The sequence below is a fragment of the Peribacillus glennii genome, from assembly GCF_003429105.1.
GTDB classification, from domain to species: domain Bacteria; phylum Bacillota; class Bacilli; order Bacillales; family DSM-1321; genus Peribacillus; species Peribacillus glennii.
The window spans coordinates 725,020-738,351 of record NZ_QVTD01000003.1; the positions used below are offsets into that span (position 1 = coordinate 725,020).

A 13,332-nucleotide genomic window follows, 5' to 3' on the forward strand; every position below is an offset into this window, starting at 1 on the left:
TGTTAACAATTCGGATTTTCAAGCCAGTGTCTTTGGGCAGCCGAAACCCCTGCACCGAGTTCTACTTCATGGCCGCTTTTTTTCAACCCTAATTCAATTGCAGCAAACATTTTTAACATGTCGGCAGCATCCGTGTAGCCCATGTGGCCGAGGCGCAAAAGCTTGTTTTTCACTTTTCCCAATCCTCCGCCTAATGCAATATGGAATTGTTCACGCATCATCTTCCGAAATGCGTCGGCATTCTCTAGCTTCACTGCCGTCAATGTCGGACTTGCTGCAGAATCATCGACCAACAGTTCAAGACCAAGTGCCCGTACACCGGCTCTAGTCATGTCACGAAGGGCCGCATGGCGCTTATATTCGTTCTCGATTCCTCCGGCCCTTTCTATCATGTTGCAAGCTTCAAGCAAGCCGCATACAAGGGCGATATTTGGTGTATAAGGAGTGCCTCCCCCTGATTCCAGGCCTTTTCGATATAATTTCAAATCAAAGTAGAAGGATGGGCATTGGTGTTTCTCCATTACGTTCCAGGCTTTTTCACTCATCGTAATTAACGCAAGACCCGGAGGCTGCATCAAGGCTTTCTGGCCGCCAGTAGCTACGATATCGATTCCCCATTCATCCATATAAAGCGGGGTGCCCACAATGGAACTGACCGCATCTACCATAAAAATCGCATCCGTTTCCTTTACAATGGCCGCAATTTCCTGAATATTATTGATCGCCGATGTTGACGTTTCGCAATGGGTTGCAAAAACAGCCTTTGCTTCCGGGTGTTCCTTCAAGGCCTTCCTGACATCTTCTGGATCAATGACCTCGCCCCACTCAGCATCGAGCCTTACAACATTGCAGCCGATATGGTTCGTGATGCCCTGCAGGTATTCACCGAAGTAACCAATGACACAAAGGATGATGGTATCATCCTTCCCGACAGTATTGATAATGGCGGTTTCAAGCGCTGAAGCCCCGCTGGCTGTTAATGGAATGACCAAATTTTTGGTTTGAAAAATCATTTTCGATTTTTCAATGGTTTCATGCAGTACATCCTGAAACGCAGGATTACGGTAGTCCATCATTGGATGATCAAAGCTTTGCAGCATCGCACGCTGAATTTCCTTAGGGACCTGGACCGGCCCTGGCAATCTTAAATCCATTTTTTCTTCAAACATTTTCTCTCTCCCCTTTGGCTGTATAAATTTCATAAAATGATTTCCTTATATTTTTCTTTATGCAATTTCCGTGCCAACTTGAAATCCCTTTCATTCTTAATTTCTTTTAGTTGGTAATTGTTCCGATGTTTCAATATGGAACATAAAATGAAACGAGTCTCCCGATTGAAACACATTGCCGATTCAAAAAAAGAGACTCTTTAATTAAAAAGTCTCATACTTATACATTCTATTGTAGATTTTGTTTCAACAGCATTTCATTCCTGGCTTCCTTTGCAAGATTTACCTTTTGCTGTTTGTAATTCCCCGCTAACAATATCAGAATGACAATCAACACTTCAAAACCATATTTCACAAATGAGTTCGAAAAATAAACCTGATTCAGAAAAGGCTCTGCGACGATCATTTTGGCTGCTGTCCACCCTAAAATCCCTGCCCCGATAGTGATAATTACAGGATAACGTTCAATCATTTTAAGTATTAACGTGCTTCCATACATTACGATCGGAATCGAAACAACCAAACCGATCACAACAAGCAGGAAATTCCCATGCGCAGCCCCCGCAACCGCCAACACATTATCCAATCCCATCAAGGCATCCGCAATGATCACAGTCCGGATCGCTGCCCACATGGAATCAGCTGCTTTCACATCATGTTTTTCTTCATCAACTAATAGCTTATAAGCAATCCAAACCAGCAGCAAGCCGCCGACTAAATGCAGCCCGGGAATATCCAGCAGTACTACGACAAGCAGCGTTGCAATAATCCTGATCACAATTGCCCCGACAGATCCCCAGATGATGACTTTCCGCTGCTGTTCTTTCGGAAGTTTCCGTGCTGCCAAACCAATTAGGATGGCATTGTCACCGGCAAGAACCAGATCAATCATGATGATAGCAAACAACCCTGTTAAAAATTCCATCTTCGTCCCCCTTTTACAAAAATAAAGAGACCTCTGCCATGACGGCAAAGGTCTCGCTGAGCCTAGAGCTTAGGCCAATAAAGCCGATGGAAATATTCCATGTAATGACGACTTTATTTCAGGATGTCCCTGACGCTACTCCCCTTTACGGAAGGAAACTCATAAAATTCCAACTATTCCACACTACAATTGTATTCATCTTAGAATGTTTCATTCCTGATTTTTTCCTGCAGTTTTATAAAGTATACAAATCTTCCATGGCCACTTTCAACAAGTCACAAACATGTCCTCCATTTTTTCAGTCAGGAAAATTCAGCAAAGGGTTAGCTTTGCATTTTTCGCTCCCTTATTTCAAATGTCTCTTTCGGAAAGGTTTTTTTATTATTGACTTACCCCCACTATCTTCGCAAAATCTGTTAATGTAGTTGAATATTTGACATATGTTCTTGGAATTAGATACAGTTCGTTTTCCAGCCCTTTTTCTATATATGGTCCAGGAGTGGTGGTGATGCCAAACTGATAATATTTTTTAGTCTCTGCCACAACCCGGGCATTGAAGTTTCCATAGGGATAGGAAAGGGCGATGACCGGTTTGCCTGTGATTTTCTCAATTTTATCTTTGGACCCCTTCAGCTCAGACAGGAAATCTGTTAGTTTGGTCAAATCAGGATGTGTGGCAGTATGTGATTGTATGGAAAAATAACCTGAATCAGCCATCCTTTTAAGGTCCGTTTTTAATAATCTATTCGGACGCCCAACGAAATCTGATATCGCAAAAATGGTACCGACAGGCTGAAATTTGTCATCAGACAGCTTCCTAAAAATCGCAAATGCAGTTTCAACATTCTTATATCCATCATCAAATGTAATGAATACTGGTTTACTGACTCGGCCGATCTCATTCCAGCGTTCAAATGAAAGCAATGTAAACCCTTGATCTTTGAGATATCTAATTTGTTTTTCAAAGTTTTCAGGTGCCACAAATAATTCCTTCGATCCCTGCCCTTTATACTCGGCAATTGAATGATAAACCAAAATAGGGACTGCCTTCTGGGCAATAACGTCTGCTGGCATCAAAAATAATAGAAGAAACAGGATTAGTAATATATTCTTTTTCATAACCCACTCTCCTGGCTCTGTATCAACTACGCCTATTGTTCCTCAAAATGGAGGGAATATAACTGCATGGCAGTAAGAAAAAGCAAAAAAGGACACTAAATACATAAATGATCAAATAGTTATTTTATAATATGAACTCTGTCTAGTAATAATTTACTTTTCAACCCTATTCTAATGATAAATTAAAAGATGCTTCAAACCGCTTTTTCATTTCTTCCATGTAGGTTTCACTCAAAAAGCCGCTCCCGCCACGGAATATTTCCTCAAGATAATGAGCCGATGGTGCCGTTTCTTCATCTTTATCAACCACGATAAATGTCAGCACATTTTCGACCGTTTTGCCATTTAATTCGATATCGACCAACGCAGGCCTGTAAATGCTGAAAGCTACACCTTCACGCTGGTACAAATAACGAAGGCATTCCTCTGATACTTCATACAGTATACCTTCCACAATCCCCCCTTCTTCTACGATATCGGCACGTCCGCCGTCATATGATTTCCTGGTAAACCTGAGGGAGTACCCCCGCAGCGTTCCACGACCTTTGATGTTTTGAAAATGATGATCTACACCCGCAGACTTAAACCGTTGATGATCCATACAGCTAGCATAAGCAAAATATAAAAACTTGTTTTTTTTCTTTAGGAGGCTGTGTATCCTCCAGTCCCCGCCCTCAATTGATTTCATGTCTTCGTTTTTCTTTCCATTAGGAATCACGTAAACAAACGCTTTTAAAGGGCCTCTATCGGTATGCACCATTTGTTCCACTCTACAATAAAAGTTTGATTGCCCTGAACCCTTGAAGCCTTCCAACCGATCCAGATGTTGAAGCAGTGCTATGTTTACTTCATACAATTCGCCGTATACCCTTCCTCCTTCCATTGGGTCCAAGAACGGCAATCCAGAAATTGATTCAAAAAGCCTGCCTTGTGTCCATGATTGTTCGGCTACACAGCGTGCACTTTTTAGAAAACAGTGATTTCCATTATGCTTTCGTAGTGTCCCATAAACGAATACAAGCGTTGTTTCCTCCATGCCCATCACTCCGTTTCGGCTTATCCATTTGCCCCGAAAAAAATAAAAATCGCGGCTACAACTGTGTAACCGCGTAATAACTAATTTCCCTATTTATGTATAATATGTTTAAAGCGACTGGTTATTCCTAGTCAACGCCTCATCCATGGGCTTGGCTGTATTCGTTATTACAGATGTTCACAATGTAACCTCCTTATAAAAAGCTTTCTTTCGTTTATGCTGTTTATTTATAGATTTCACTTCCGGATTTTATAAATTCGTCAGCTTTTTCTCTCAACCCTTCATTAATGACAGACTCCAACCTAATGCCCTTATTCTTAGCCAGTTCCCGAATATCCTGTGAAATTCTCATGCTGCAGAATTTCGGGCCGCACATGGAACAGAAATGGGCTGTTTTGGACCCTTCGGCCGGAAGTGTTTCATCGTGATATTCAAGGGCTCTTTAACGGTCAAGAGATAAGTTAAACTGATCGAGCCACCGAAATTCAAATCTTGCTTTTGAAAGTGCGTCATCCCGCTTTTTGCACCTGGATGCGCCTTCGCGAGATCAGCCGCATGGGCAGCAAATTTGTAACTGATAACCCCCGTCCTGACATCCTCTTTATTTGGCAAATCCCAAGTGTTCCTTAGGTGCCACATAGCAAAACATAGCAGTGCCAAACCAACCAATCATGGCAGCACCAATCGCCGATGTAATATGGTCGTAACCGGGTGCAATAAAGTTGTAAGCGGTCCAAGTGTATAAAAAGGGGCTTCCTGGCAGATTTCCATTTGTTTATCTACATTTTCCTTAATCAAGTGCATAGGGACATGGCCGGGGCCTTCGATCATCACTTGCACATCATGTTTCCAGGCAATCTTGGTCAATTCCCCTAACGTATCCAATTCTGCAAATTGCGCCTCATCATTCGCATCGGCAATCGAGCCTGGCCGAAGCCCATCCCCCAAAGAGAAAGATACATCATATGTTTTCATAATCTCGCCGATTTCCTTAAAATGAGTATAAAGGAAGTTTTCTTCGTGATGAGCCAAACACCAGCTGGCCATAATCGAACCACCCCGTGAAACGATCCCTGTCACCCTCTTCGCTGTTAACGGAATATAGCGAAGAAGAACACCTGCATGGATATTAAAATAATCACCGCCTTGTTCCGCCTGCTCAATTAATGTATCGCGAAATACTTCCCAATTTAAATTTTCAGCGACCCCATTCACCTTTTCCAGCGCTTGGTAAATAGGTACCGTTCCAACAGGTACGGGCGAATTTCGAATAATCCATTCACTGGTTTTATGTATATCTTTGCCGGTAGAAAGATCCATGATGGTATCTGCACCCCAACGGGTCGCCCATGTCATTTTTTCCACTTCTTCCTGAACGGAAGAAGTAACGGCAGAATTTCCAATATTCGCGTTTACTTTTACATGAAAAATTTTTCCCAATGATCATGGGTTCGCTTTCTGGATGGTTAATGTTACAAGGAATAATCGCTCGTCCGCAGGCCACTTCATCCCTAACAAGCTCAGGGGAGACATTTTCCCTAATGGCTATAAACTCCATCTCCGGTGTGATGATGCCTTGACGGGCATAGTGTAATTGGGTGACGTTTTCACTTCTTTTCGCACGAAGAGCATTTCGTTGCAGACCCGGAAAGAGATCAATATTTGCCCTGGGATCATCATTTTTATATCCGTTATCCTCAGCTTTTTCTGCGCGTCCTTCATATGCCTCTACAGCCCCGCGTTCAAGAATCCAGTTCCGCCGTATAGGACTAAGACCATTCCGGATATCAATTGAATGAGCAGAATCAGTATAGGGACAGCTTGTGTCATAGACACGTACTGGCTTGTTTTCCATTTCAACAAACGAACCCGTTGTTGTGCTCAGTTGTATTTCACGCATTGGCACTTTAATATGCGGCCTGGATCCTTCGACATACACTTTCTTACTTCCTGAAAAACTGGACATGATGGAAAAATTCATTTCTGTCATTGGATGGTTTACCATGATTTTACTCTCCCCTTTTTAACATAAAAAAGGACAAAACCCAGTTTAATTTACAGCGCGAAAAAGCCGGATCTTTATGCAAGACCTGGCTCAGGTTAGGATGAACGGAATAATGGCGTTTCTCCATTATGGATTCAGTAAATTCTAACTTCCCCACGCTGGTATGAACCAGATCAGGTCCTGAGGGTTAAGAAACTTCATCGCATTTCTCTCTCAGCCCAACTAATTGGACACACCTAGTTTCAACTTATTCAATTGTTCAAATTGATATAAACTTTACCTATAAACTTGTAAATAGTGCCGAAGTCCCTTTAAATATTTTTTTGATTATTAGTATTAGTGACATATTTTAAAATTTATAAATTATTCTAAAATATTTTATTTACCACTCTTTTCATGATTTTGCAGTAATTTTTATCTAAAAACAGGGAATTTCTATTTACATATAGGAAGCAAATTCGTTATTATAGAATAATGAAAAAAAGGAGGAAGAAGAATGTCATCAATAAATAAACAGAAAATTGCGGACAGTGTTCCTCAGAAGGGTTTCTTCGGACACCCTAAAGGCCTTTTCACACTTTTCTTTACAGAGTTTTGGGAGCGATTCTCTTATTACGGAATGAGAGCAATTCTCGTTTTCTATATGTATTATGAAGTATCAAAAGGTGGTTTAGGTTTAGACGAGACGACTGCGATGGCGATCGTTTCCATATATGGATCATTGGTCTACATGTCCGGAATTATCGGCGGTTGGTTGGCCGACAGGATCTTTGGAACATCAAAAGCCGTGTTCTACGGCGGTATTTTGATTATGCTGGGACATATTGTTTTAGCCCTTCCTGGCAGCCTTGAGATGTTTTTCGTATCGATGGTATTGATTGTCATTGGTACTGGTCTATTAAAACCTAACGTTTCCAGCGTTGTCGGTGAAATGTATTCTGAAAATGACAACCGCCGTGATGCAGGTTTCACCATATTCTATATGGGGATTAACATGGGTGGTTTCCTTGCACCCTTAGTGGTTGGGGCTCTCCGTACAAACTACAATTTCCACGTAGGTTTCGCCGCAGCTGCAGTAGGTATGTTACTTGGCTTAATTGTTTTTGTAACAACAAAGAAGAAGAATTTGGGCCTGGCCGGTACAATTCCTGCGAATCCTTTATCTTCTGATGAAAAGAAAAAAGTTTTCACAATGATTGGCTCTTCAATAATAGTTGTTGGAATTATTGTTGCAATTGCCATCTCTAGGGATGCATTGACAATTGAGAGCTTTATTAACCTTGTCGGGGTTCTTGGCATTCTAATTCCAACTGCATTTTTCATTTTTATGTATCGCAGTCCGAAAACAAATTCTGTCGAGCGTTCTCGATTGATCGCGTATATCCCGCTGTTTATTGCGGCAGTTATGTTCTGGGCCATCCAGGAACAAGGATCAACCATTTTAGCGAACTATGCGGACAAACGTACTGATTTAACGTTCGGTGGAATGGAGATCGCACCAGAGTGGTTCCAATCTCTAAATCCATTGTTCATCATTATTCTGGCACCGGTGTTTGCATGGTTATGGGTTAAGATGGGAGACCGCCAGCCAACTGTGCCTCAAAAGTTTTCGTTGGGGTTACTGTTTGCAGGCCTGTCATTCCTGGTGATCTTGTTGCCAGGTTACTTCACCGGCAATGATTCTTTAGTGAATCCATTATGGCTGGTGCTAAGCTACTTCCTTGTTGTGTTGGGAGAATTATGCTTGTCCCCTGTCGGACTTTCCGCCACAACCAAATTGGCTCCTGCCGCTTTCTCAGCGCAAACGATGAGCTTATGGTTCCTGGCAAGCGCTGCTGCACAAGCCCTCAATGCCCAACTCGTCCGATTCTACTCTGCTGAAAATGAATTGGCTTATTTCGGTGGCATTGGAGCGGCATCACTTGTTCTAGGTATCCTGTTATTAGCGTTATCACCAAAGATTCAAGGCTTTATGAAGGGCATACGCTAACCCATAAAATAGAAGCAACAAAGACAGCTTGTACATTTTTGCACAGGCTGTCTTATTTTATTTGTTTCTTTTATAGCAAGTCAAAATTATAGGATTTACTCAATTTTGACCTATCCAGTTATACGGAGACATACCAGACACACTATTTCCCTCCCAAAAAGCAAAGGCAAGTATTTTTTTCCTGTAAAGAAGCCGGACTTTCTTTAGATAAAAAAGACAGCCAAGTATGATTGGTCTGTCTTATACTGTTACTGTTTATTTTTAGTTTGTTCAGAGCTTCCTGAAGTATTTCCCCGGTCGGATCCAGCCTTTCTATTCTTTCCCGCACCACCGGCAAATATTTGATTGTCCTGTGTAACTTTTGCGCCTTCGGAAAAATCATCTTTAGTTTTCATTGTATCACCCCGCTTAATCAGTACTTTCTTAATTGCAAATTAGCGAAGACGGCCTCTAAATCCATCATCTCCCGTAAGAGTATCTCCATTTTTGGGTTTGTCGGTCAATTTCGCCCCGTCTGTCGCCCAATCAAAGCCGGATTCATTTGTGCCAGTTGCCTTTATAGGTTTTTGAACATCTTTGTTGTCTGATAAACGGTCTGCATTTTTTAATTGATCTTCCTGCACAATTTTACCCCCTGCCCGAAATCATCTCTTATATGATTTGCTGTATGTGAATTTCCTATACGGATTTGTTTCCGTTTTCATTTACAGTTTTCAGTCCATAATAGGGGTTTTTTCATTCTGTTAACATTTGATTTTAATAAATGATTCTGCCCGGTACGTAAAATAGTATAGTATATTAATAATGGAAGTATTTAGGATTCGCTGAGACTTTGTGGAGTGGAGTGAATTCGAGTGTTCATGTTTATGTTCTACCTCCCATTCTTCTCATTTTTAACCCAAATTGAAAAGGAGAAAAATCAAATGGCTGAAAAAGCGGATTCCACCAAAAAGAAAGTGCAGGAGCAATTCGGAAAACATGCAGAAAAATATGTAACAAGCACCACCCATTCGAAAGGTTCTGACCTGGCCCTTCTGCCTGGCTGGCTTGAGCTAAAACCTGACTCGATCGTACTTGATATTGCCACAGGTGGCGGCCATGTTGCAAAAGCCTTATCTCCACATGCCGCCCAGGTTTTTGCAACGGATCTCACTTATGAAATGCTGGGGACTGCCAAGCGGCACTTGGGCTACACACACTCCAATGTTTTTTATGTACTTGCGGATGCGGAATCTTTGCCGTTTTTAGACAACACATTTGACGCAGTAACCTGCAGGATTGCCCCACATCATTTCCCCCAACCTGAAAAGTTTGTGAAAGAGGCAGCCCGGGTTCTAAAACAGGGTGGCAAGTTTCTCCTCATAGACAATATTGCTCCCGAAGAAAAGGAATTGGATGATTTTGTGAACCTGCTAGAAAAAATGCGTGACGAAAGCCATGTACGCAGTTATTCTATTAAGGAATGGAAAGATTGGTTTGAGCAGACCGGCTTAACATTGATAAAAGCAAAGCAGCGCAAAAAGAGATTAACTTACGCTGACTGGGTGAAGCGTACTGCAACATCCGAAGAACAAGTTAAAAAAGTAGATTCCCAATTAGTTTCTGCCAGTGATCAAATTAAGAACTATTTCTCTGTTGAGACATCCAATGGCGTGATTCAGGCCCTAACCATCGATGAATGGATGGCGCTTACACTAAAAGGATAGACTGATGTTGTGATCTTTGTGAATTATTAAAAAGCATTTCCACTTCACAGAAAAACACCTCCGTATCCTGTCAATTCATGCTTTATTCGGACCATAAGTATAATACGGTGCTGGCACTTGTTTTTCCTCCACGTTCTTATAGTATATTTATTCAGTATTAAGAACCTTCAATTAGCCAATAGAAGTAATCCATATTGTATATCATTTATTATAAGAAAAACTTTGAGATTTACAGACTTTATAAGGGGTAAGGCAATGTGATAGTCGCCTTGATTCATAAATTAGTAACAACTTTTACAGATTTATATTAATTTACAATGCTGTATGGATATTACAAATCTGGTAAAAATCAACCGATAAAGATGAGACCTTCCCGGGTTGTCCCAAAAGAAAAACGAGGAGCTGACTACAGCCAGCTCCTGTTCATGACATTACTATATATCCAACTTACTAGCTTGAAACGGCACCCCGCAAATCAGCTTTCCTTCCTTTGAGAAGGTTTAGCTTTTCAAGGGCATAAGCAACATTTAAAACCTTTTCCTCCTTAAATGCAGCACCCATAATTTGAAGCCCTATCGGCAGCCCGTCCGCAATCGCGCATGGAATGCTTAAAGCCGGGAGCCCTGTTAAATTGCCGGGGCCGGTAAAACGGATTACCTGGTCAAGAAAGCTTAATTGTTCTCCATTTATATCGACTGTTTGTTCACCAATATTTGGAGCCAGGAAAGGCAAGGTAGGTGAAATCAGTACATCAATTCTCTTAAACGTGCTGGCAAACTCATTGCTCAGCTGACGGCGGATTTGTTGCGCCTTCAAATAGTCGACGGCAGAAATGAGCTCCCCGAATTCAAGCAGAAAGCGCACGTCATCCCCAAAGTTCTCAGACTGGGAAACCATGTTATCGTGATGGATGGCACTGGCTTCCGTCGTAATCGTTACAAGTTCTCCGAATTCAGAAAGCGCAAGCGCTGGAATTTTAACAATTTCAATGTTGGCCCCTAATTTTTCGAGTTCCAGAATCGCTTTTCTGACACTCTCTTCAACTCGCCTGTCAACATTGTTAAAGAAATATTCTTCATTTATGCCAATAACAGTGCCTTTTACGTCATCTGATAGAATTTCTGTGAAGTTTTTAACGGGGACATCTGCAGAAGTAGGGTCTTGTGGGTCATAACCTGAAAGGGTTTCAAGAAGCAAGGCAGCATCATATACAGTTTTTGTCATTGGGCCAATATGGTCTAAAGACCAGGATAACGGGAAACACCCATGTTTACTAATTCTTCCATGAGTCGGTTTTAAACCAATAATTCCGCAGCAGGAAGCTGGAATTCTTATTGACCCGCCTGTATCCGTCCCCAAGGAAGCAATCGTCATATCGCTGGCAACTGCCGCTCCTGAACCTCCGCTTGATCCTCCCGGAATTTTGCTTAAATCCCAAGGGTTCCGGGTTGCACCGAAATGCGGATTCGTAGTTGTGGCTCCCCAAGCGTATTCATGCATATTAAGTTTGCCTGTAAATATGGTGCCTTCATCTTTCAATTTAGATACAACCGTTGCATCATAATCAGCTACAAAGTCTTTGTGGATTTTGGAGCCCATTGTCGCCTTTTCATTTTTAAAATATAAAATGTCCTTTAACGCCATAGGAATCCCATGAAGCCGTCCGCGGTAATTGCCGTTCATGATTTCGACTTCAGCGTGTTTGGCAGATTCGATCGCTTTTTCTTTCTCAATTTCAATATATGCATTCACTTGTCCATCATAGGAATCTACATTTTCTAATACCGCTCTTGTGACTTCTACTGGAGAAATGCTTTTATCGCGTATTAGGGGTGTTAACTCTTGAATCGACTTCGCAGCTAATTCCTGATTCATTGCCGGTCACCTCCGGGTACATGTTTTAATCCAATATCAAAGTCTGCATGTTTCACAGCATCCACATTCTTTTTTAATTGCAGATACCCCTGCCATTGGGCCATTAATGGTTGAATGTGATGCTCAGGTACCTTAATGTTCTTACCTTCCAAAACTTTCACAATTTCGTTCTCCATTTTTTTCCTCTCTTTCTCATGTATTTGAGTTAGACAAAACTCGTAACATCAATTAATTCAGCTGGGAATTAATATGGACGTTCAAATATTAGTTTAACACTAATGAATTACCTTAACACACTATTATGTTCTGATTATTCAAAATGTTTTTTTCTGATATATAGCAAAGCTTCTAGGGAATTTTCTATTCGCAATCGCATTAACAATTAGGAATTAACCTTCCGTTAGAAAAATAAAAAACGGTATTTCTACCGTTCCCATACAGAAAATTTGAATTGTATTTTATGCTTTTATTAAATACAGATAATTTATTATCTTGATGATGGACGCTCATTGAATCATATCAAGCATGATAATACAGTACTCCGCTTTCATTTTCAGAAAAAATTTCCCCTCTTTCCAATAACAAATCCAATAACCCGATCATATCGGATGCCAGCACAATAATGGCTTTTTCGAACCGGTCTGGATAAATTTCCCGCACCAATTCATAGCCTGTTTTCCGGCCATTCAATAGCTTGCTTTTTACTCTGTCTGCCCGCTTATCAATCTTTTGCAATGTTTCGTTTATAAGTGCCGGCAAGTTATCAATGATGTCACCATGTCCGGAAAGTGCGGCACGGACAGGAATATCCAGGCACTTTTTCAGATTGTTTATATATTGGATTAACGGTTTAGAACGTTCTGTTTCGGGAAATATAGGCGATTCCAGAAAAATCCCTGCAGGTGTATGCTTAATCAGATGGTCCCCGCACAACAGCACCTGGTCACTCGACCGGTAAAGAGAAATATGGCTTTGTGCATGGCCTTTTGTTTCAATCACTTGCCATTCGGATAACCCTGGAATGGGTATTCCCTCATCCAATTCCAGGGTGATTTCGATTTTGTTTCTTTGCCCTTGGTTCCATCCTCTTGAACCGGCCAGTTCTTTTGCTGATTCCTCAGAAATTCCGAATTCCTTATAAAAATTCGCAAAAAATTCAACTCCTCTTTTAAAGTGGAAATCATCCCTGCTCAAATAAGGCCGGCAATTTGTGTGTGCAAAAACCGGCACAGGGTTTTTCTCCAGGATCCAATCTAAAAAACCGGTATGGTCGCCATGATGATGGGTTAGGACGATTTGTTCAATATCCATAATGCTTAAACCGCACTCCCGCAATACTGAATTAAACGTGTTCCATGCTTTCTCCAATTTCCTGCCGCAGTCTACCAATGTCAATTTCTCGCCGCGGATCAGGAATACGTTTACAGGCCCCACCGGCCATTCCGTAGGCAGCTCTATGATATCAATGCCTGCGATTTGTTTTGAAGTTGCCATTCTACAACACACC

At 41.4% G+C, this 13,332-nt stretch carries 11 protein-coding genes, 1 pseudogene and 2 riboswitches; of the genes and pseudogenes, 2 read left to right on the forward strand and 10 right to left on the reverse strand.

What is annotated here, in order from left to right:
- Positions 1–2: 2 nt before the first annotated feature.
- From D0466_RS04935 to thiC, 5 genes and pseudogenes are all read right to left on the reverse strand, one after another.
- Complete coding sequence (locus tag D0466_RS04935) at positions 3–1,169, reverse strand: pyridoxal-phosphate-dependent aminotransferase family protein (protein WP_117322215.1); 1,167 nt, start codon at positions 1,167–1,169, stop codon at positions 3–5.
- 229 nt (positions 1,170–1,398) lie between these two features.
- On the reverse strand, positions 1,399–2,094 hold the full coding sequence (locus tag D0466_RS04940; RefSeq protein WP_117321425.1) for a TerC family protein: 696 nt from the start codon (positions 2,092–2,094) through the stop codon (positions 1,399–1,401).
- Between the two features lie 58 nt (positions 2,095–2,152).
- Positions 2,153–2,250: riboswitch (yybP-ykoY riboswitch) on the reverse strand.
- Between the two features lie 225 nt (positions 2,251–2,475).
- Positions 2,476–3,213 carry a polysaccharide deacetylase family protein gene (locus D0466_RS04950; protein WP_117321427.1) on the reverse strand — a complete coding sequence of 246 codons (738 nt, stop codon included), beginning with the start codon at positions 3,211–3,213 and terminating at the stop codon, positions 2,476–2,478.
- Between the two features lie 166 nt (positions 3,214–3,379).
- Complete coding sequence (locus D0466_RS04955; protein ID WP_117321428.1) at positions 3,380–4,255, reverse strand: gamma-glutamylcyclotransferase; 876 nt, start codon at positions 4,253–4,255, stop codon at positions 3,380–3,382.
- A 217-nt stretch (positions 4,256–4,472) separates the two neighbouring features.
- Positions 4,473–6,254 (reverse strand): annotated as a pseudogene (gene thiC, locus D0466_RS04960) (phosphomethylpyrimidine synthase ThiC).
- Between the two features lie 133 nt (positions 6,255–6,387).
- A riboswitch (TPP riboswitch) is annotated at positions 6,388–6,502 on the reverse strand.
- A gap of 248 nt (positions 6,503–6,750) precedes the next feature.
- Between thiC and D0466_RS04965 the strand changes: the two are divergent.
- On the forward strand, positions 6,751–8,244 hold the full coding sequence (locus D0466_RS04965; protein WP_117321429.1) for a peptide MFS transporter: 1,494 nt from the start codon (positions 6,751–6,753) through the stop codon (positions 8,242–8,244).
- A 248-nt stretch (positions 8,245–8,492) separates the two neighbouring features.
- Here D0466_RS04965 and D0466_RS22520 read toward each other — a convergent pair whose 3' ends face one another.
- On the reverse strand, positions 8,493–8,639 hold the full coding sequence (locus D0466_RS22520) for a hypothetical protein (RefSeq protein ID WP_199484506.1): 147 nt from the start codon (positions 8,637–8,639) through the stop codon (positions 8,493–8,495).
- Between the two features lie 39 nt (positions 8,640–8,678).
- On the reverse strand, positions 8,679–8,867 hold the full coding sequence (locus D0466_RS04970) for a hypothetical protein (protein WP_117321430.1): 189 nt from the start codon (positions 8,865–8,867) through the stop codon (positions 8,679–8,681).
- A 300-nt stretch (positions 8,868–9,167) separates the two neighbouring features.
- Here D0466_RS04970 and D0466_RS04975 point away from each other — a divergent pair, with 300 nt between their 5' ends.
- Positions 9,168–9,950 carry a class I SAM-dependent methyltransferase gene (locus tag D0466_RS04975; protein ID WP_117321431.1) on the forward strand — a complete coding sequence of 261 codons (783 nt, stop codon included), beginning with the start codon at positions 9,168–9,170 and terminating at the stop codon, positions 9,948–9,950.
- 450 nt (positions 9,951–10,400) lie between these two features.
- Here D0466_RS04975 and D0466_RS04980 read toward each other — a convergent pair whose 3' ends face one another.
- The 3 genes from D0466_RS04980 to D0466_RS04990 form a co-directional block, all read right to left on the reverse strand.
- Complete coding sequence (locus D0466_RS04980; RefSeq protein ID WP_117321432.1) at positions 10,401–11,825, reverse strand: amidase; 1,425 nt, start codon at positions 11,823–11,825, stop codon at positions 10,401–10,403.
- Positions 11,822–12,001 carry a hypothetical protein gene (locus D0466_RS04985; protein WP_117321433.1) on the reverse strand — a complete coding sequence of 60 codons (180 nt, stop codon included), beginning with the start codon at positions 11,999–12,001 and terminating at the stop codon, positions 11,822–11,824. The genes D0466_RS04980 and D0466_RS04985 overlap by 4 nt, the downstream gene beginning before the upstream one ends.
- Positions 12,002–12,344: 343 nt before the next feature.
- Positions 12,345–13,319 carry an MBL fold metallo-hydrolase gene (locus tag D0466_RS04990; RefSeq protein WP_117321434.1) on the reverse strand — a complete coding sequence of 325 codons (975 nt, stop codon included), beginning with the start codon at positions 13,317–13,319 and terminating at the stop codon, positions 12,345–12,347.
- Positions 13,320–13,332 lie beyond the last annotated feature (13 nt).

Coding starts and splice junctions, on each gene's coding strand:
- D0466_RS22520 (WP_199484506.1), bottom strand. CDS start 8,639: ATGAAAACTAAAGATGATTTTTCCGAAGGCGCAAAAGTTACACAGGAC.
- D0466_RS04965 (WP_117321429.1), top strand. CDS start 6,751: ATGTCATCAATAAATAAACAGAAAATTGCGGACAGTGTTCCTCAGAAG.
- D0466_RS04980 (WP_117321432.1), bottom strand. CDS start 11,825: ATGAATCAGGAATTAGCTGCGAAGTCGATTCAAGAGTTAACACCCCTA.
- D0466_RS04990 (WP_117321434.1), bottom strand. CDS start 13,319: ATGGCAACTTCAAAACAAATCGCAGGCATTGATATCATAGAGCTGCCT.
- D0466_RS04955 (WP_117321428.1), bottom strand. CDS start 4,255: ATGGGCATGGAGGAAACAACGCTTGTATTCGTTTATGGGACACTACGA.
- D0466_RS04935 (WP_117322215.1), bottom strand. CDS start 1,169: ATGTTTGAAGAAAAAATGGATTTAAGATTGCCAGGGCCGGTCCAGGTC.
- D0466_RS04975 (WP_117321431.1), top strand. CDS start 9,168: ATGGCTGAAAAAGCGGATTCCACCAAAAAGAAAGTGCAGGAGCAATTC.
- D0466_RS04985 (WP_117321433.1), bottom strand. CDS start 12,001: ATGGAGAACGAAATTGTGAAAGTTTTGGAAGGTAAGAACATTAAGGTA.
- D0466_RS04940 (WP_117321425.1), bottom strand. CDS start 2,094: ATGGAATTTTTAACAGGGTTGTTTGCTATCATCATGATTGATCTGGTT.
- D0466_RS04950 (WP_117321427.1), bottom strand. CDS start 3,213: ATGAAAAAGAATATATTACTAATCCTGTTTCTTCTATTATTTTTGATG.